This is a genomic window from Lysinibacillus sp. FSL K6-0232, from assembly GCF_038008325.1.
Lineage (GTDB): Bacteria > Bacillota > Bacilli > Bacillales_A > Planococcaceae > Lysinibacillus.
In genome coordinates this window covers 2363495-2383167 of the sequence record NZ_JBBOYW010000001.1, presented here as the reverse complement: position 1 = coordinate 2383167, position 19673 = coordinate 2363495, and the positions used below count along the sequence as shown (strand labels likewise).

At 38.8% G+C, this 19673-nt stretch carries 16 protein-coding genes; 11 read left to right on the top strand and 5 right to left on the bottom strand.

Annotated features, from left to right (window positions below; genetic code table 11):
• Nucleotides 1-96: 96 nt before the first annotated feature.
• The 5 genes from mce to MHB42_RS11590 all read left to right on the top strand — a co-directional run bounded on the left by mce (nt 97) and on the right by MHB42_RS11590 (nt 4903).
• Nucleotides 97-510, top strand: a complete 414-nt coding sequence (gene mce / locus MHB42_RS11610) for a methylmalonyl-CoA epimerase (RefSeq protein ID WP_340806310.1) — start codon at nt 97-99, stop codon at nt 508-510.
• Between the two features lie 5 nt (nt 511-515).
• Nucleotides 516-2063 carry an acyl-CoA carboxylase subunit beta gene (locus tag MHB42_RS11605; RefSeq protein ID WP_340806309.1) on the top strand — a complete coding sequence of 516 codons (1548 nt, stop codon included), beginning with the start codon at nt 516-518 and terminating at the stop codon, nt 2061-2063.
• A 130-nt stretch (nt 2064-2193) separates the two neighbouring features.
• Nucleotides 2194-3147, top strand: coding sequence for a hypothetical protein (locus MHB42_RS11600; RefSeq protein ID WP_340806308.1), 954 nt, complete (start codon nt 2194-2196; stop codon nt 3145-3147).
• A gap of 132 nt (nt 3148-3279) precedes the next feature.
• A complete protein-coding gene (locus tag MHB42_RS11595) occupies nt 3280-4395 on the top strand; it encodes a M20/M25/M40 family metallo-hydrolase (RefSeq protein WP_340806306.1) in 1116 nt (371 codons plus the stop codon).
• A gap of 25 nt (nt 4396-4420) precedes the next feature.
• Nucleotides 4421-4903: a chemotaxis protein CheW gene (locus MHB42_RS11590; RefSeq protein WP_340806305.1), complete on the top strand. Its 483-nt coding sequence runs from the start codon at nt 4421-4423 to the stop codon at nt 4901-4903.
• A gap of 108 nt (nt 4904-5011) precedes the next feature.
• Here the strand turns inward: MHB42_RS11590 and nspC are convergent, their stop codons facing one another.
• The 3 genes from nspC to MHB42_RS11575 form a co-directional block, all read right to left on the bottom strand.
• Complete coding sequence (gene nspC / locus MHB42_RS11585; protein WP_340806304.1) at nt 5012-6151, bottom strand: carboxynorspermidine decarboxylase; 1140 nt, start codon at nt 6149-6151, stop codon at nt 5012-5014.
• A complete protein-coding gene (locus MHB42_RS11580) occupies nt 6148-7377 on the bottom strand; it encodes a saccharopine dehydrogenase family protein (protein WP_340806302.1) in 1230 nt (409 codons plus the stop codon). Before MHB42_RS11580 ends, nspC begins: the two co-directional genes overlap by 4 nt.
• 159 nt (nt 7378-7536) lie before the next feature.
• Nucleotides 7537-7731: a hypothetical protein gene (locus MHB42_RS11575; RefSeq protein WP_340806301.1), complete on the bottom strand. Its 195-nt coding sequence runs from the start codon at nt 7729-7731 to the stop codon at nt 7537-7539.
• Between the two features lie 206 nt (nt 7732-7937).
• Here MHB42_RS11575 and MHB42_RS11570 point away from each other — a divergent pair, with 206 nt between their 5' ends.
• From MHB42_RS11570 to MHB42_RS11560, 3 genes are all read left to right on the top strand, one after another.
• Nucleotides 7938-9653 carry a methyl-accepting chemotaxis protein gene (locus MHB42_RS11570; RefSeq protein ID WP_340806300.1) on the top strand — a complete coding sequence of 572 codons (1716 nt, stop codon included), beginning with the start codon at nt 7938-7940 and terminating at the stop codon, nt 9651-9653.
• 81 nt (nt 9654-9734) lie between these two features.
• Nucleotides 9735-10475, top strand: a complete 741-nt coding sequence (locus tag MHB42_RS11565; protein WP_340806298.1) for a tetratricopeptide repeat protein — start codon at nt 9735-9737, stop codon at nt 10473-10475.
• Between the two features lie 151 nt (nt 10476-10626).
• Nucleotides 10627-11259 carry a LysE family transporter gene (locus MHB42_RS11560; protein ID WP_340806297.1) on the top strand — a complete coding sequence of 211 codons (633 nt, stop codon included), beginning with the start codon at nt 10627-10629 and terminating at the stop codon, nt 11257-11259.
• 36 nt (nt 11260-11295) lie between these two features.
• Here MHB42_RS11560 and MHB42_RS11555 read toward each other — a convergent pair whose 3' ends face one another.
• Together MHB42_RS11555 and MHB42_RS11550 are read right to left on the bottom strand one after the other, a co-directional pair.
• Nucleotides 11296-12351 carry a Cj0069 family protein gene (locus tag MHB42_RS11555; protein ID WP_340806295.1) on the bottom strand — a complete coding sequence of 352 codons (1056 nt, stop codon included), beginning with the start codon at nt 12349-12351 and terminating at the stop codon, nt 11296-11298.
• A 140-nt stretch (nt 12352-12491) separates the two neighbouring features.
• Complete coding sequence (locus tag MHB42_RS11550) at nt 12492-13406, bottom strand: EamA family transporter (RefSeq protein ID WP_340806294.1); 915 nt, start codon at nt 13404-13406, stop codon at nt 12492-12494.
• A gap of 90 nt (nt 13407-13496) precedes the next feature.
• Between MHB42_RS11550 and MHB42_RS11545 the strand changes: the two genes are divergently transcribed.
• From MHB42_RS11545 to MHB42_RS11535, 3 genes are all read left to right on the top strand, one after another.
• A complete protein-coding gene (locus tag MHB42_RS11545; protein WP_340806293.1) occupies nt 13497-13787 on the top strand; it encodes an AraC family ligand binding domain-containing protein in 291 nt (96 codons plus the stop codon).
• Between the two features lie 149 nt (nt 13788-13936).
• Nucleotides 13937-14368 carry a helix-turn-helix transcriptional regulator gene (locus tag MHB42_RS11540; RefSeq protein WP_340806292.1) on the top strand — a complete coding sequence of 144 codons (432 nt, stop codon included), beginning with the start codon at nt 13937-13939 and terminating at the stop codon, nt 14366-14368.
• A 174-nt stretch (nt 14369-14542) separates the two neighbouring features.
• A complete protein-coding gene (locus MHB42_RS11535; protein ID WP_340806291.1) occupies nt 14543-19657 on the top strand; it encodes an ATP-binding protein in 5115 nt (1704 codons plus the stop codon).
• Nucleotides 19658-19673: the final 16 nt, after the last annotated feature.

Genomic DNA, 19673 nt, shown 5'->3' with positions numbered 1-19673 from the left:
ATAGTTTAGCAAATCTGAAAAATTTCTCAAGTGGTAGAGTTTTGACGAAAAACTCTGTAAAATAGGTTATGTACCATAACAGAAGGAGATGTGCCCATGGAGAAAGTAGACCATATCGGGATTGCGGTGCGCGATCTAGATGAACGCATTACATATTATACTGAAACTTTAGGCTTAAAGTTGATGAAAGTGGAAGAAGTAGAATCACAGCAAGTTCGTGTTGCATTCATTGACGCAGGTAATGTGAAAATTGAATTATTGGAGCCAATGAGTGAGAAAAGTGCAATTTATGGGTTTATTGAAAAGCGTGGCGAGGGGATTCACCATGTTGCTTTCGGTGTAACAGGTATTCGTGAACGTATGGCAGAGCTTCGTGAAAAAGGTGTACGTTTGCTATCTGAAGAGCCAGGACCAGGTGCTGGAGGTGCAGAGGTTGCCTTTATGCATCCTAAATCTTCCTTCGGGGTGTTATATGAATTATGTGATAAAAGTGGAAAAGGGGATAAGTGATTATTATGGATATGTTCGACAAAATCAATGACTTGTATGACCGTAAGACAGTAATTGAGCTTGGGGGTGGCTATGAGCGTATCGACAAGCAGCACGAAAAGGGGAAATTAACAGCTCGTGAACGTATTGAATTGTTGCTAGATGAAGGTACATTTTTTGAAATTAATCCATTTATTACGCACCGTACAGTAGACTTTGGTATGGACAAGCTAGAGGGACCAGGAGATGGGGTTGTAACTGGTTTTGGTAAAATCAATGGTCGTCCAGTCTACTTATTCTCACAAGATTTCACAGTATTTGGTGGAGCTCTTGGTGAAATGCATGCTAAAAAAATGGCGACAGTGATGGATTTAGCTGCGAAAAATGGTACACCATTTATCGGCATTAATGATTCAGGTGGTGCGCGTATCCAAGAGGGTGTACTATCGCTAGATGGGTATGGTCATATTTTCTACCGTAATGCTATTTATTCAGGTGTTATTCCACAAATCTCTGTTATTATGGGGCCATGTGCTGGTGGTGCAGTATATTCGCCTGCTATTACAGACTTTATTTTAATGGTTGATAAAACATCTCAAATGTTTATTACAGGTCCAAAAGTAATTGAAACAGTAACAGGTGAAAAAATCTCTGCTGAAAATCTAGGTGGCTCTAAAGTAAACAATGCTGTAAGTGGTAATGCCCATTTCCGTGCACCATCTGAAGAAGAGGCAATCAATCAAATTAAAAAACTATTAAGCTATTTACCACAAAATAATAAGGAAAAGGCACCTCGACAAGCACGACCTGAGGGAGATGACTATCGCCCAGAAATCGTGGATACAGTGCCAATTGAAACAACACGTCCATATGATGTGCGTAAAGTTGTGGAGCAGGTTGTGGATGAAGGTTCCTTTATGGAAGTGCATGCAGAGTTTGCCAAAAATGTAGTCGTTGGTTTTGCGCGTATTGCTGGTGAGTCCGTTGGGCTTGTTTGTAACCAACCAAAAGTATTAGCAGGTGGATTAGATATTGATTCTTCCGATAAAGCAGCTCGCTTTATCCGTACTTGTGATGCTTACAATATCCCAATCATCACATTTGAAGACGTTTCTGGCTTCTTCCCAGGCGTTAAGCAAGAGCATGGTGGTATTATTCGTCATGGTGCAAAAATTCTTTATGCTTACTCAGAAGCGACTGTACCAAAAATTACAGTGATTCTTCGTAAAGCTTATGGAGGCGCTTACGTTGCCTTAAACTCTAAATCAATCGGTGCTGACCTTGTCTTTGCATGGCCAAATGCTGAAATTGCCGTAATGGGAGCTGCGGGTGCTGCCAATATTATTTTTGCGCGTGAAATTGCTCAATCCAGTGATCCAGAAGCAACACGTGCAGCAAAAATTGAAGAATATAAAGAAAAATTTGCAAATCCATATGTGGCAGCTTCACGCGGTATGGTAGACGATGTTATTGACCCACGCGATACTCGTATTAAGCTAATTCAAGGGCTTGATATGCTAGCAAACAAACACGAAACACGTCCAGAGAAAAAACACGGAAATATTCCACTTTAACATAAGATAAGCCTAGCAGCTATATAGTTGCTAGGCCTTATTTTTACTAAAAATCAATGAAAATTATTAACAAATATTTGAAACATTTTTCATTTTCATTCGTACTTTATAGTAAGAGGAGTTGAGTCGAATGGAATGGAAGCAATTACAAGAAGAGCAGGAACGGATTTATACACAGTTAAGAACTAAGACAAGGTTAAATGAGCAAAGTCTATTAATTGATAAGCAGATTGAACATGCACAAGAGGAAATAACAAAATATTCTACAGCACTTCAGCAACTTCGCACAAAACTTGATAAATTAGATGGTTTCTCATTTATGAATATGATTCGTACATGGACAGGACAGCAAGATGAGCTGCGAGCAGAAAAAATTGATAAAGCAGCAGTGCTAGAATTAAAAATCAACGAAGCTAAAAAAATGCAAGCAGACTTAACAGCAGATCAAGCCCAAGTAACACAAAAATTAGCACAAATAGATGAGCAAGCATTACAGCAAACACTGCGACATATTCATGCGAAAAAGCAAGGCTACTTACAAATTCATGATCCAGCACAGGCACAAAGGCTTGAACAGTTAGCAGAGGAAGAGATGCTAACAAAGCAATTAATGCTTGAAATTCAAGAGGCTGAGGAGGCGGGTGAAGTAGCACTGACAAAGCTAGGGCAAGCAGCAGCTTCATTACATTCGGCAAGTGGCTACTCTACATGGGATACATTCTTTGGCGGCGGGCTTATCGCTACACATTTGAAGCATGATGCACTTGATCAATCAGAAAGCTATTTACATAATGCACAAATTGCCTTGCAACGCTTTCACAATGAATTATTAGATATTCATGAAATGTCTACCAAATCACTGCATGTAGAAACAGATGGTTTTGTAAAATTTGCTGACTACTTTTTCGATGATATTTTTTCTGCTTGGTCTGTGCACTCGAAAATTTCAACGGCAAGAGAGCAGGTTTCTCGTATACAGGATGATGTACATAATACAATTTTACGCTTACAAGATAAACGTACAAAGGCTGTTCACTACTTACAAACATTACAGCAGGAAAAGGAAGCTATTTTAAATGGTTAAAGCAAGTCTAGGAAATCTTTTCCTAGGCTTTTTTTAAGGCTATGTTGAATGATGTCAACTCCATGAACGTTGTGCTAAAATAATGAGTATACTATTACGTGGAAAAACACGTAAACTAAGGAGTTTTTCAACATGACAAGTCGTTTAGTAGAAGAGTTTTTTGAGCTTGTTCAAATTGATTCAGAAGCAAAGCATGAACAAGTAATTGCACCAATTTTAGTAGAAAAATTAACGGCACTGGGATTGACAGTTATTCAAGATGATGCACATACGCGCAATGGGCATGGAGCTGGCAATATTATTGCAACATTAAAAGGTACATTGGATGTAGAGCCAATCTACTTTACTGCTCATATGGATACAGTTGTGCCAGGTAAAGGTATTCAACCATCTTTACGTGAAGACGGTTATATTGTATCAGACGGTACAACGATTTTAGGCGCGGATGATAAAGCAGGAATTGCGGCATTGCTGGAGCTGGTGAAGCGCTTAAAAGAACAGCAAGTTGAACACGGGGATATCGAGCTTATTATTACAGCAGGTGAGGAAAGTGGTCTTGCTGGAGCGAAGGAGTTAGACCCTTCTAGCATTACAGCAAAATATGGCTTTGCTGTGGATAGCGATGGCAAAGTAGGCGGTATTGTCACAGCAGCTCCATTCCAAGCGAAAATTTTTGCCAAAATTATTGGAAAAACTGCACATGCAGGAGTTGCACCTGAAAAAGGCATTTCAGCCATTACAGTGGCTTCTAAGTGTATTGCTCAAATGAAGCTAGGCCGCTTAGATGAAGAAACAACAGCGAATATTGGGCGCTTTGAGGGTGGGCAAGCGACAAATATTGTTTGCGATGAAGTGACAATTTTAGCGGAAGCACGCTCAATCGACCAAGCAAAGCTAAATGCACAAACAAAGCATATGCAAGAAACCTTTGAACAAGTATCTGCTTCTTTAGGGGCACGTGCTGAAGTAGAAGTAAAGCTAATGTATCCAGGTTTCCGTGTAACAGAATCAGATAAAGTTGTCCAAGTGGCGATGGCAGCGGCACGCAATATTGACCGTACACCTGTCTTAGGTGTTTCAGGTGGAGGGTCTGATGCGAATGTCATTGCAGGCTTTGGTATTCCAACGGTAAATTTATCTGTTGGCTATGAGGATATTCATACAACAAATGAAAAAATACCTGTAGAAGAATTAGAAAAATTAGCAGATTTACTTGTTGAAATTGTGAAAGAGTCTGCGAAGAAATAATCGTTGAATAGAAGGATGTGAACGCATGGAGAGTGTAAAAGCAGTTGTTTTTGCTTGTGGTACAGAGGAATATGCAGTACCTGTGGAGCAAACGATTTCTATTGAAAAATTAGAGCAGGTAACACCTATTCCTCATTTACCAAACTATCTTCTAGGCTTTACAAGAATTCGAGGTGAGCTTGTGCCTGTGCTTGATTTTGAACGAATTTTGTACAATCGTTCATCCAATACAGAAACAGCTCGCGTGATCGTGTTAAATACCGATGTTGTTAATTATGGCTTACTTGTAACAGAAGCGCGCGAGATTCTTGATTTCGATGATACGGTATTGCAGCAATTAGGTCTTGTTAATTATGCAAAAACGCGTTATTTTACAGCCGTAGCCAATCTTGAAAACCGCATGATTACGTATGTTGACCCAAAAATACTCGTCAATTCATTAGATGGCATTCGCGAGATTATCGCTTATTTACATAAAATGCTGGAAAATGAAAGGGAAGAAGCATAAAGCGGATAGAATGCTCGAAATGACGGATAGAGCGCACGAAATGTAGGATAGCGATGCGCAGCAAAAGCTAAAAGCCCCTCCAGTGCTGGAGGGGCTTTTAGAAGTGGCTTAGGATAGCCTGCCGCTATAGTCTTCAAATGTAAATTCGCGAATGACCTTGATACCTTCTTCATCATTATAAGAAACGATAGCAGGTAAGTTGACACCATTAAACATATGATTTTTCACCATTGAATAGTGAGCCATATCTGTAAAGACAAGACGATCACCGGGTTTTAATGGTTCTTCAAAGGAATAGTCACCAATGACATCGCCAGCAAGACATGTTAGCCCGCCTAAGCGATATGTGTGTGCGAATTCATTGGCTTGTCCAGAGCCGATAATCATTGGACGGTATGGCATCTCAAGTACATCAGGCATATGACATGTTGCAGATGTATCTAAAATAGCAAGGTCCATACCATTTTGCTGAATATCCAGCACTGTTGCGACTAGATAGCCTGTATTGAGCGCTACGGCTTCACCTGGCTCAAGATAAACAAGTAAGTTATACTTTTCTTGGATGTAGTTAATGATATTTACAAGCTTTTCTACATCGTAATCTTCACGCGTAATATGGTGACCACCGCCGAAATTTAACCATTTCATTTGGTGCAAAACATCCCCAAATTTTTCTTCAACAACTTCAATAATACGCTCTAAAGTATCTGAATTTTGCTCACACATTGCATGGAAGTGTAAGCCATCAATACCATCAAGCTGTGATTTATCAAAATTAGCTAACGTTGTGCCAAGACGAGAATTTGTATAGCAAGGATCGTAAAGAGCTGTTTCAATCTCAGAGTATTCAGGGTTTACGCGAATACCACATTCGATTGTTTTACCAGCCGATTTTACTTTATCTTTGTATTGTGCCCATTGATTAAATGAGTTAAAAACAATGTGATCTACATAGCCTAGTAGCTCGTCCATTTCATGCTCAATATAAGCAGGCGCATAAACATGCACTTCCTTGCCCATTTTTTCATAGCCAAGTCGCGCTTCATGCAATGAGCTAGCTGTAATACCTGCTAAATATTTCCCAACTAAAGGGAAGGTTGAATGCATGGAAAAGCCTTTAAGGGCTAGTAAAATGCGACAGCCTGTACGCTCTTGGATTGATTTTAAAAGCTCAAGATTTTTTGTTAATAATCGCTCATCCACTACATAGGAAGGGGATGGAACTTTTGAAAAATCAATTGGTTTCATCGGTTTACTTCCTTTGCATCTAAATCAAGGTCAAGCAATTCTGGATTATGGCTTTCTTGCCATGGTAGACCCCATTTATTTAGTGCATCCATAAATGGATCTGGATCGAATTCTTCTACATTCCAAACGCCTGGTTTACGCCATTCGCCATTCATTACAAGCATTGCACCAATCATAGCTGGTACGCCAGTTGTGTAAGAGATCGCTTGTGAGCCAACCTCGTTATAGCATTCCTCATGATCACATACATTGTATACATAGTATGTTTTTTCTTTACCATCTTTTAGACCGCGAATGATACAGCCGATATTTGTTTTACCTTTTGTACGTGGTCCAAGTGAAGCTGGGTCTGGTAATACTGCCTTCAAGAAGTGAATAGGCTGAATCATTTGACCTTCAAATTCGATTGGTTCGATAGATGTCATTCCAACGTTTTCTAATACTTTTAAGTGTGTTAAGTATTTTTCAGAGAACGTCATCCAGAAGCGGATTTGCTTTAAGCCTTTAATGTTTTTCGCAAGCGATTCAAGCTCTTCATGATATAGAAGGTAAATATCTTTTGGTCCGATTTCTGGTAGGTTATACACTTCTTTTTTCTCAAGTGGTGCTGTTTCAATCCACTCGCCTTCTTTCCAGTAACGACCATTCGCTGTGATTTCACGAATATTGATTTCTGGGTTGAAGTTTGTTGCGAAAGGATAACCATGATCACCAGCATTTGCATCCACAATATCGATATAGTGGATTTCATCAAACTCATGTTTTTGTGCATAAGCTGTAAAGACGCCTGTTACACCTGGGTCAAAACCGCTACCAAGCAGTGCAGTTAAGCCAGCTTTTTCAAACTTTTCTTTATAGGCCCATTGCCATTTATATTCAAATTTTGCCGTTTCAGGTGGCTCATAGTTTGCAGTATCCACATAGTGTACACCTGTCGCTAAGCAAGCATCCATAATCGTTAAGTCCTGATAAGGTAATGCAACGTTAATGACTACATCTGGTCCGAAAGCTTTAATAAGCTCAATAACCTCTTCAGTATTATCTGCGTCTACCTGTGCAGTTTGAATCTTTGTTTTTCCGCCATCAAGTTTTTCTTTTAGAGCGTCACATTTTGAAACAGTTCTACTTGCGATACAAATTTCCTCAAATACGTCCGAATTTTGAACACACTTGTGTACCACAACACTGGCAACTCCGCCAGCTCCGATAATCAATGCTTTACCCAATTGTCTACCCCCAAGTTCATAAAAAGTATTGTCAAACAAGCCGATTATACAGAAAATTGTTATACTACTCAATCATTGTTTTAAAATTTTCTCCAAAAAAATTTATTTTTCTACAATCCCTTGATGTATTTGGAGGAGAATGCCATTTGTAAAGGGAATTTAACTGGATATTTGTTGCTTGTCATCTCCCCATACATAGAAAAAGATAATAAGCAATGTGCTTAAAAAACTTATTACAAGAGCATATGTACTGATGGCCACTTGTACTTGACTTTGCACAGCGTAAATAAAAATAGCGCCTATTATTAATAAATTCCCTATAATAAGTGATATCAAGTGAAAACGTCTATTCATAGCAAGCCCTCCTAAGATGTAATGGTCATCAGTGCTCAAAGAAAAAATATACCATTTCAATTATCGCATAATTCAGAACATTTATCCAATGTTTTTAGTTTGCTAGAATCATTAAAGATGCTTTTTTAATACATCTTTTTATAGTATGATGAGAAATAACGAGGAATGCTTATACAAGTATGACAAGAAAGGGGAGAGGGTGAATCGTGAATTTACGCAATTCATTAACTTTTCAGCTTGGAACGATTATTGCTGGTATTTTAGTGGTGATGCTAGGGATTACATCGTTCGCAACATACATAACTGCATACAATAAATTGTATGACGCTGCTGGTGTGGAGGCTTATGGCTGTGCCAATATTACAACAGGCTTGATTAATCCTGAAGAACTTACGAAGGCGATAGCTGGCGATAAAGCTGCACAGGCACAGATTGGACAGGATTTAAATTGGACAACTGATCATAAAGATATTTTTCAAACGCAGTATATTTTAGCGCTCGATGGTACATTGCTGGCGCTTGATGACCATTTAATAGAGAAGGGCTATGCACCTGGTGACGCATTTTACTTAGATCAAGAGGCCATTGATATGATGCTGACACATAAACACCCAACTTATTCAGAGCCTTACGATTTTGCTGGGATGGAGCGTTTATCAGGCTATGCACCAATTTATCAAGACCATGACTCAAACAAAGAGATTATTGCCATCAGTGTTATTGATTTTGATGCGAATATTGTCAAGGAACGCACATGGGATGTTGTAAGAAGCGGTATTTTAATTAGTATTTTCCCAATGCTCATTGCGTCTATTATTACTGGCTTCTTAATCCGTCGTAAAGTAAGACCGATTAGTATTTTAATTCAGCAGGCAAAAGAGATTGCAAATGGCAATTTAGCAGTCGAAGAAACAAAGATTCGTAGCAAAGATGAGGTGGAGGATTTAGCAAATACGCTGAATCGTATGACCGCTAATTTACAAAATATGCTTATGACGATGCGTTCAACTTCTGTAACATTAGTAACGAATGCAGATGAAACCGCTTCAACTTTAAACGATATGACAAATACCATACAAGGCGTGGCTAATAATATTGAGGAAGCATCCAGTGCCGTAACAGCAGGGATGCACCATGCTGAAAATGCGACAGATGTGCTTACTTCATTGGCAGAGGATTTACAAGAAATTCAAAGCAATGCTAATAATAGTGCCGATAATGCGCGAGAAACAATGAAGCTTGCAACAGAGGGTGAGCGACTGGCAAAGGATATTAGTCATGATATGGCATTAATTCATAAAGGCTCGGATGAAGTTAAACACACAGTAGAAAACTTAGTAACATCTGCAACTAAAATTCAAGCAATTACAACATCTATTGCGAACATTGCTTCACAAACGAATTTACTAGCTTTGAATGCTTCCATTGAGGCAGCTAGAGCAGGAGAGCATGGCAAGGGCTTTGCGGTTGTTGCCGAAGAGGTACGTAAGCTTGCGGAGCAGTCAAATGAAGAGGTGCTACAGGTTGAACAGCTTATTCAAGATATTATGAAGCATGTGCAGCAAGTAATGACATCAACAAATGATAATACGCAATATATTGAAAAAGGCACAGAAACTGTTCTTTTAACAGCACAATCTTTAAGCAATATTTCTACTGCTGTGGCGACAACAGTGGAAGAAATGATTGCCATTTCCAATGCGTTAACGGCTGAAAATGAAAAATCAGATCGAATTGTACAGATGATTCAACAATTAACCGAGTCAATACGAGATATTGAAGAAACAATGCATATGATTACAGTAGCTGCACAGCAAACAACAGCAAGCATTGATGAAGTAGCACAAGGCTCTAATGAAACAACGCAGATGGCACATACATTAGAGCAGCATGTTAAAGCCTTTCGATTAAAAGAATTGTAGAAAGGCTCCCTTTTGCTGCTCCTTGAAAGATGGTACACTAGCAATGAGATTTTTCGTTTGGCGAAGGTGAGGATTGTAAGCGTGGTAAAACAATTGGATGAGCAAGTTCAGCAAGTCAATGACTTATTTGTGAGTGGACAAGTAAAGGAAAGCTATCAATTAGCAAAGATTATTGTCAGCAACGATACAGCAATGGAGAAGGAACAATATCAAACATTGCAACAGCATATTGCATTGCTAGAGGCAAATGGCTATGCCAATATGCCAATTCCGACGAACGATAGAGTTAAGCAAAGCGTGGAGCGAGCAGATGGCTCATATCCTGAACGAGATGTACTTGCTGCCTATTTAGGGAGCCAAGACCATGAACTATTTGGAAAAGTAGTGGATGAATTATTAGCAGGTGAGGTTGGCGCACAGGCAAATGCCTATTATACAATGGCAGAATATTATGTCCTTGCAACAGAGCATGATAAGGCGATGGTGCAATTTGCAGAGGCGATTAAGCTGCAACCAAATAAAGCACTCTATTGGGGAGCATTCGCTCAATTTTTAAACCGTACTGAGGGCAGTCCATATTTAGCACTACGTCTAATTGAAGAAGCCATTCAATTAGATGGCATGAACCCTCGCTGGCACTATATTCAAGGTAATATTTTTTTTCAGCTAGTAGCAGCTAGCAAAAATTTAAGCTATTTACCAGCTTTAGAGGAAGCATGGAGCAAAGCAAAAAAACGCTGCACCACAAAGCAGGTCGTATTAAAAATCGATATTGCAAAATCTGAGGATCTGTTAGCGCAATGGAAAAAGCAGATGCTATAATAAAGAATATGACTAGAGGCGTCCCTTTTGTATAAGGGATGCTTTTTTTATGAATATACTAATAATTATTTCGTTTTAAGTATATTTATGCTATATTAAGCGAATAAACGGACGTATGAAGCTTATCGATAAGATGAAAGAAGTTGTTTGTTTGAGTTTATATGTAGCATATGTATTGGTAGGGCTTGCGATTGCCATGCCTGTAGGTGCAATTACAGTGGAAATGACAAAGCAAGGACTGAAAAATGGTTTTATGCATGGCTGGGCTGTAGGGCTTGGTGGTATGACCATTGATGTTGTATTGGTGTTTGCTCTTTATATGGGGCTAGCCTCTATTTTAGCAATGCCAATTATTCAAATTCCTATGTGGCTTATTGGAGCGGGGTTTTTACTGTTTTTAGGCTATGATTCGATTAAAAATGCCGATCATGATATTACATTGGCAGGAGAAAAGGTAACGAAATCATTTTTTGCCTCGTATTTTAATGGCTTATTGGTCGCTGTTTCGCCGGGGAATCTGGTGTTTTGGGTGAATGTATTCGGTGTTGTGTTAGCGAAATCGTATGGACAGGGGCAGCCAACAAGCTTTTTAATCATTGCTGCGGGTGTTCTCAGTGGAATTTTACTCCATGATATTGGCTTGCTAGCAATTGTATCGGTTACACGGAAGGCAATGAATCGTAAAATGATTCAAATATTAACGGTTATAGCAGGCCTTTTATTAATAGGCTTTGCAGGCTACTTTATTTACGAATTTATACAAGCTGTTAAGGTATATATATAAATAAGCGCAAATAAAAATCCACGTACTAGTGGATTTTTATTTGTTTAAAGCAGCGATGGGGGTATTTTCATGGATAGAGGCTAAAATTTCTTCTGCTACACGATGAGCGAAGGATAGCTCTGAAGTAAAGCCGACACAGGAGCAATTTATTTCGCCTAAAATATAGCAATCTTCGCCAGCTTCATTCGTGTCTAGCATAAAATCAGCTGTCCAAATAAGTGGTAAGTCATAATTACCTAATAGGCTTGTTATTTGAGGAAGCTGCGCTAAAAAATTTTGGACAAGTGCTGCCCAATCCTCGGGAGCATCATAACGGTAATGAGCTCCAGAAAATAGTGTGGCACTAAAGGCATCTGCCGTGTCTGCAGGCTTTTTATGGACAACGTGGACAGGGTGGTGACGTAACATTAATAAACGAATTTCGCCTTCTGTAATGCGCGGAAGGAAGCGCATATCAATTAGCATACCGTTTGGTCCTGTGATATATTGCTCACAAAACGTCATAAAATCGCCAAGCTGCCAGTATTCTACATGATTATCTTTTGCTTCTGTGCATTTAATTTTTGCGTCAAGCGGGACGGTTGTCATGCCTTCAGCTAATGGTTCGACTACATGAACGCGCCAAATGCCCTCACCTGTTGAGCCGCGATTTTGCTTGAGCACACGCTCTGTTAAAGCTAAGGAGATAGGGAACTGTGCCTTAAAGACGTCAACTGTGTAGTAGGCAAATGTATCATCAGGCACTAAATTAGTAGTTGTAAGTTTTGATAAAGCATCCTTTGAGCCATAGCTAATCATCGCATCTGGATGTGGCATTCCCATCACACCAGCTTGGCATAGCTCGCGTAGCATAGCAAAATACGCCTCTTCATGCTGTAAGTTACCAGGATTAATACGTGATACATAGGCAATACCATGTTCCTTCACATAGTCAAATATTTGCTGTGTTTTCGTTACATTAAAGAAAATAACCTCTGCTTCTTGTCCGCGCTGCTGTAGTGCATCCACCATTGGCATCGTATCAGGACGATAGCCATCAGGTCCTTTATCTGTGCCACCTTCAACCTCAAAGAAAATAACCTTTTTACCCATAAAAATACCTCCCTTTATCCATTATTATATTTAGTATAATAGCGAAATAAGGAAAAAAGATATATAAAATATGTAAATTTTATGTATAAATTTATATTTTTCTACATATTTTTAGGAGGTATTCACTGTTGTAATAGGCTTTATTGCTTTTTCTGAAAGACGGTGAGATATAAAATCATTAGCAAAATTAGCAATGTGCCAATAAATTGAAAGCTGCCAAAGGAAATTTTTAGCCACAATACGCTGGTGATGACGGCTGTTAGTGGCTCAAGGCTGCCTAATAAGCTTGCCTCCTTTGGCGATAAATAACGTAGGCTTGCAATAAAAAACCAAAAGGCAAGCATGGTTCCAAAAATAATAATAAAAAAGTAATAAGCCACTGTGGAAAATGTCCAAGTGGATAATTCAATGACCCATGGCTGATGGAAAAGGCTCATCACGGCTCCCCCAATAAGCATGGACCAGCCAACAACAAGCAATGAATGAAATTGCTGTAATAGTGGTCCAGCATAGATTGTATAAAAGGCGAGCGAAAGTCCAGAGAGTATACCCCAGAACACAGCCGTAAATGGAACTGACAAGGTAGAAAAAGAGCCGTTTGTTAGTAATAAAAAAGTCCCGACAAGTGTAAGTGTAACGGCTATACCATCTTGTTTTGTTAAGGTGCTCTGCCTTGTAAGCAAGTAGTATGCGATAATAAATAGCGGTGCTAAATATTGTAGCAATGTTGCTACTGCTGAATTCCCAATCGCAATCGACATCATATATGTATATTGAACAGCTAGCATGCCAAGTAAACTAAATAAAATTTGTCGCAAGGCTGTTTGCTTTGTGCGCCATATAACAAATATGGATGCTTGGCGGTGGGTTATTTTATAGAGGGCGAGCAGCAAGACACCCGCTAATAGCAAACGGCTAGATACAAGCCATTCTACAGGGATATTGTCCTGCTGAAACAGCCGTTGTGCTACCGTTCCACCAATTCCCCAAAAGCTTGCTCCTAAAATAACAAGTAGCAAGCCGAGTGTACGTTTTTTCTTGATAATTTGATTCACATCATCACATCTCCTAAACTATCAATATAGGATGATTATAAAAGATTTCCAACTGAATAAATATCGAATTATACAGCTAAAAATATTGAGGTGGTCAAACCCCATATTAAAATAGCGAAGGATTTACAGGAGCTTACATTGCACGGCTCAAAGGCATTTCCACTTGCTTTGTATGAAACAATATTGCGCCTAGCAAGCATGGATGTTTTACCTTTGTATTGGCATAAGGAAATTCAATTTGTTTATATTAAAAGTGGGCATGTACAGTATCGAATAGAAACGGAAACAGTAGTTCTTGAAGCAGGGGAAGGATTGTTTATTAATACAGCAAGGCTACATGAAGCAAAGCCTTACCAAATGGAACATACTGTATTAATATAGACCCTTTTTTAATAGGAGGATATGCAGACAGTGTTATTATGACGAACTATATTGAGCCTTATATAACGAATAATTGATTATCCTATGTCAAGCTTACAGTAGCGTTAGCTGGCAGGGTGAACGACATTGCTCATTTATTGCAGACGTAAGTGCCATTTTTTGAGCTACAGGTTTGGAGGGAGCTGTTAACCATATGGGAAACAATGCTTACACAATCCATGCTAACAACGGAAATTATGGATACCCTCACAATTGTCCAACATGAACGAGTAAAGGCTATGCTTGATTTTTTACATAGCCATTATCATCAGAAAATTACATTGGCAGATTTAGCAGCACATATTTATATCAGCCCAGCAGAATGCAGTCGCTTTTTTAAAAAAGTTGTTGGAATGACGCCTTTTACATATTTGCTATATTATCAGCTTCGTAAAAGTCTGAAGCTATTGCAAAATCATGAGCAATCCATTACAACGATTGCAGTGCTAACAGGCTTTAGTACAGTTAGCTACTATATTGAAAAATTCAAAAAATATACAGGCTACTCACCGCATATCTATCGCAAAAAATTTTTACAGTAGGAGAAAAAAGCTTCAATAATTTAACCAATTTTTAACCTTCGCTTTTTATAGTAGTAAATACATAAAGATGGAGAGGTGTCTAGTTTAAGAATGGTGCAATGGATGATTTAGCTGATAAAAACAAGCATAACCAAACCATTCAACTAAGCCCTATAACGAAAGGAGGAACTGCCTATGAATGATTGTATTCTTTTACAATCAACACAGCATTGGCATCTGCAAAGAATGTATATGCAAAAATATAATCGCTTGGTCCTTGTGAAAAGCATTCATCATAACTCTGCTGAAAAAAGAGCAAAGCTGCAATATGAATTTTCATTGTTTGCCCACGAGCAAAATCCTTGGCTATTACAGCCAATTGCTATTGATTATATTGATGGCCAATATGCAATTATTTATGAAAATTTTAACGGAGTGGCCTTAAAGCGCTTGACCTATCATCATATTTCTTTACATCAATTTTTACAAATAGCTATTGAGCTAACAAATATTTGTATAAAAATGCAGCAAAGTGAACTGCTTTATTTGCACCTTAATCCACAGCAAATTTTAATTAATCCGAACTCATTAAAAATAAAGCTATTAAGCTCAACGTATAGCGCTAAGTATGATGCGGAGTCACCCGTTGTTATTGACAATCCATATGAGCAAATAGAGCAATTGCCTTACTATGCGCCAGAGCAAACAGGAAGGCTTAATGCAGCCGTGGATTACCGCTCTGATTTATATGCGCTCGGTGTGATTTTTTATGAGATAGTGGGCGGTCAATTACCTTTTCAGGCGGAGGACGCTGTTGATCTTATTTATGAAATTGTGACGAAAAAGCCAGCAGCCTTAATAAGCGCTCAAAATAGTTTGCCTCCGATTCTTTGGCACATTATTGACAAGCTATTGGCAAAAAATCCAGATGCACGCTATCAAAGTGCCATTGGATTAAGGGGGGATTTGCTTTCCATTCAGCACAAGCTGCTAGCAAATGAGTCGCTTGACGATTTTCCATTAGGCGAACAGGATATGCGTATAAGCACAGGGTTATCGACGAAGCTTTATGGCAGAGAACAGCAATTTGCGGAGCTTTCCTCCATCTTTCAGCAAGTAGCAAGAGGTGATAAAAAGCTTGTAACGATTGTAGGAGAGGCTGGATGTGGTAAATCAAGGCTTGTTGAGGAGCTAAAGGGAGAAATTGCGGCTGCCAAAGGGTATTTTATTACAACAAAGTATGAGCAGCTACAGCTAGATAACGATTATACAATCGATGCTCACCCATTACGAACTTTATTGAAATTAGTTTATATGGAAGGAGAAAAATCTGTTCAGCTATGGCAAAAATTATTTCAGGATGTCAAGCTTGTCATTACAGAGGAGCTTGTTCGTTTATTGCCTGAGCTGAAATGGTTTATTCAGAAGGAAACAGAGATTCCAAAGGAAGTTCGTGAAAATACAAAACAGCTCCAATCTCATATATTGCTGTCGATTCAAAAAATATTAATGACATTCGCGCTACAAAAAAAGCCCGTTGTATGGTTTGTCGACGATGTCCATTGGGCTACAAGCAGTACCATGGATATTATGGCACAAATTTATGAGCAACATCGAGCGGGCTATTTTATGATTATTAGCGCATTTCGTCCTAATGAAGAAAGCGAGTCGCAGGGAGCACCAATTGTTTCTTATGATACTATGATTCATGTACCTCCTTTGACAGAGCAAGCCGTGCAGCATTGGCTAGAAGCATCCTTCCATGCACAGCCAGAAACCATACAAATGCTTGCCCAGCAATTATTTCATGTGACAAAGGGTAATTCATTATTTGTGAAAGAGGCTGTGCGTTCACTACAGCAAAATAACACAATCTATTTTCAAGCTGAGCAAAAGGAATGGCAGTTTAGCCTGCAAAAATTTCAGCAATTATTTTTAAAGAAGGAGCTATTAACCTTTATTGAAAATAGAATGGCTACATTAGCAATAGATGTACATGACGTATTGCGCATTATCGCTTGTTTTGGCCGCCAGTTTGAGCTGAGTGCCGTATTAAAGCTTGTTGATCTATCAGCACAGGATTTGCTAACGTTTATCAATAGATTAATTGAAGACGGCTTTATTGTACCATTGGATGCTCATTTTAAATGGGCGAGTAAGTTTGCACATGAAGGTATTTTGCATACAATGCCGATGAGGTTTCAATTTGTCCATGATCGTATTCAGCAGGTAGCTTATCATGATTTACCATTGCAAGAGCGTAGGAGGCTTCATTATCAAATTGGTAAGCTATTAACAGAGAACGAAGCTAATATGGGGGATTATTATCGTTTAAATGAGATTGTGAAGCATTATAATTATGCGCAAGTATTATTAACGCAAGAGGAAAGGCAGCAATTAGTGCTATGGAATTATCAGCTAGGGCTAGAGGCGAAGTGTATGGGTCTTTTTGATAATGCACTTTATTATTTTACAACGAGTAAAGAGCTATTACCTGCCAATCACTGGGTCATGTTGAGAGAGCAATCTGTCAAACTATATGCCAACTTAGGTGAGTGTGAATATATAATAGGGCACTATGCACAATCAGAAATCCATTTAACAGAAGCGTTAGAGCATGCAGAAACGGTGTTGGAAAAGCTGCTGGTAAATAGTTTGAAAACGGTGCTATACATTGAATCTGATAGCCCTACAATTGGCTTGAAGGCGGGGCTAGCAGGCTTACAGGTTGCGCGTATCAATATTACAGAACATCCTAAAAAATCACAGCTTTTAAAGGAGTTTTTATTATTAAAATGGGCTTTACGTCATATGTCTGATGAGGATTTATTGCAGCATCCGCCAACAGATAGCGAGGAAATTGATGTATTGATTCATTTAATTATTAGTATGACAGCAAGCGCTTTTTTACTAAATCCAAATTTAACAGGTATTTTGTTAATGAAGGGATTACGTTTGCAATTGCAGCATGGAACTACTTCGAAAAATGGCATGGTCTTGATTAACTATGCTCTACTATTAAATGCAGGTTTCGACAATATTCAAGAAGCTACTCGCTTTGGCAAGCTTGCGCTTACAGTTGCTGATAAGCAGGAGAATCTATATATTAAAGGGCATACGTATTATGTGTACGGTGTATTTATTAATCACTGGACAGCGCCATATGAAGCTAGTATTCAATATATTAGTATCTCCCAGCAAAAAAATCAGGAGATTGGCTTACATCATTTAGTGTCCTCTGCCTCCTGCTTTATTGTTGCGATCAGATTTATTCAAGGCACAACAATTCAAGATTTACAGCAAGAAATTAGACATCAGCAGGAGGAGTTTTTCAATCAGGCGACCACTTTATCGATAGACTTTTTAGCTGAAATGGACAGATGGATCAATATACTTCGTTATCCCAATCATCTCGTCCATTGGGCCTATCCTTTTACGATACAGGATCAGCCCGCTATTAAAATTATGCATTATGCTGTGCGCCTGCAAATGTCTTTTTTATTAGGTGATAAACAGCAAGGGAAGGCGATTTTACAGGCATTAAAGGAACTCAACAAAGAAACATATACATTACCAGTTACAACTGTTTATTATTTTTATCGTGCGCTGTGGCAAATTGATTGGCTGCATTCTCAGCAATGTAGCAGACAGGAAAAAAGGCGCTATCTTGCCGATATTCAGCAAAGCATAAAAAAATTTAAAAAATGGTCACACTATGCTACGGAAAATTATGAGCATCTCTATGCTTTATTAGTAGCTGAGTATTATCGTTTGAAAAAGCAAGATAAGGATGCTGAGCTTTATTATGATCGAGCAATTCGATTGGCAAATTTACATGCTTTTATACAGGATGCGGGATTGGCATATGAACGTGCAGCCAATTATTATCGAGCAAAGCAACAGCATAAAATGGCAAGGCATTATATCGTCCATGCTATTCAAAAGGTGCAAGCATGGGGAGCTGACACAATTGCTAGAAGGTGGGAACTCATTTATCAGGTGCAGCGCATACCAGAAAATCAGCGTAAACAAGCACTTACCTTTGATATGATGACAGTTTTTGAAACAACACAATCCTTTGCAACGGCTATACGAATGGAGGATTTATTGCATAAAATATTGTTTTCCCTATTAAAGCATATAGGGGCAGATGTCGGCTACTTTATCCATAACCAACAGCAACAATTAATGGTGCTAGCAAAGGCAGAAGCACAGGCAACAACCTTTACAATGTATGACCAGCAAACAGTGGAGGATTTAAGCGCAACGATGCAATCCATCGTACGCTATGTCTTAAAAAGCAAAGAGCATCTTATTATTCAAAATGGACAAGGACATCATCAACTATCCTTATATGCATCTGCTAAGTCCATATTATGTCTGCCGATTGTTCATCAGAATCATATTATTGCAGTGTTGTATTTTGAAAATACATTAATGACGAATGCCTTTCATCCATCGCATGTTCATTTATTGCAAGTAATCGCTGCACAAATTGCCGTATCCATTGAAAATGCTAAAATATATGGTGAATTAGAGCAGCGCGTGCATATGCGTACAAGGGAATTAGATGAAACAAATAGACATTTAACAGCCATGAATGAGCGCTTAGAAAAAAATGAATTAGAGCGTAAAAAGCTTTTGCATAGTATTTCTCATGAATTACGCTCACCATTAACCTCTACGTTAGGCTATATTGAATTAATGCTTGAGGGTGTCATCGAGGATAAAGCAGCCATCGAGAAATATTTAATTAGAAGTAAGGAAAGGCTATTATCGTTAAATCGACTGATTCAAGGTTTATTTGATTTAGCGAACTTGGAAGCGGGGAGAGCAGAATTCACCTTTACAGAAATAACCGCACAGGAATTATTCCAGCGCTTTGCGTACCGTTATGAGGATGATGTCAAACGATTAGGTTTAGACTATAGCGCACACTTTGAAGGGCATCCAGAGGCGCGGCTCTTAATAGATGAGGCACGCATAGCACAAGTGATGGAAAATTTAATGAATAATGCGATGAAATATACAACTGATGGACATATTCAATTGATGATACATGTAGAGAAGATGCAGCTACGCTGTTTAGTAGCCGATAGTGGCATTGGTATAGCTGACAGTGATTTGCCCTTTGTTTTCGATAGCTATTATCGAGCATCTCCTAGTCAGCATTTGGAGTCACATGGTATTGGCTTAGCCATCTGTAAGCAAATTATTACACAGCACAATGGAGAAATAACAGTTGAAAGTCCTAAACAGCAAGGCACAATTTTTAGCTTTACATTACCGCTTGTGACAGGAGTTACTTAGCAAGAGTGATGGTGCT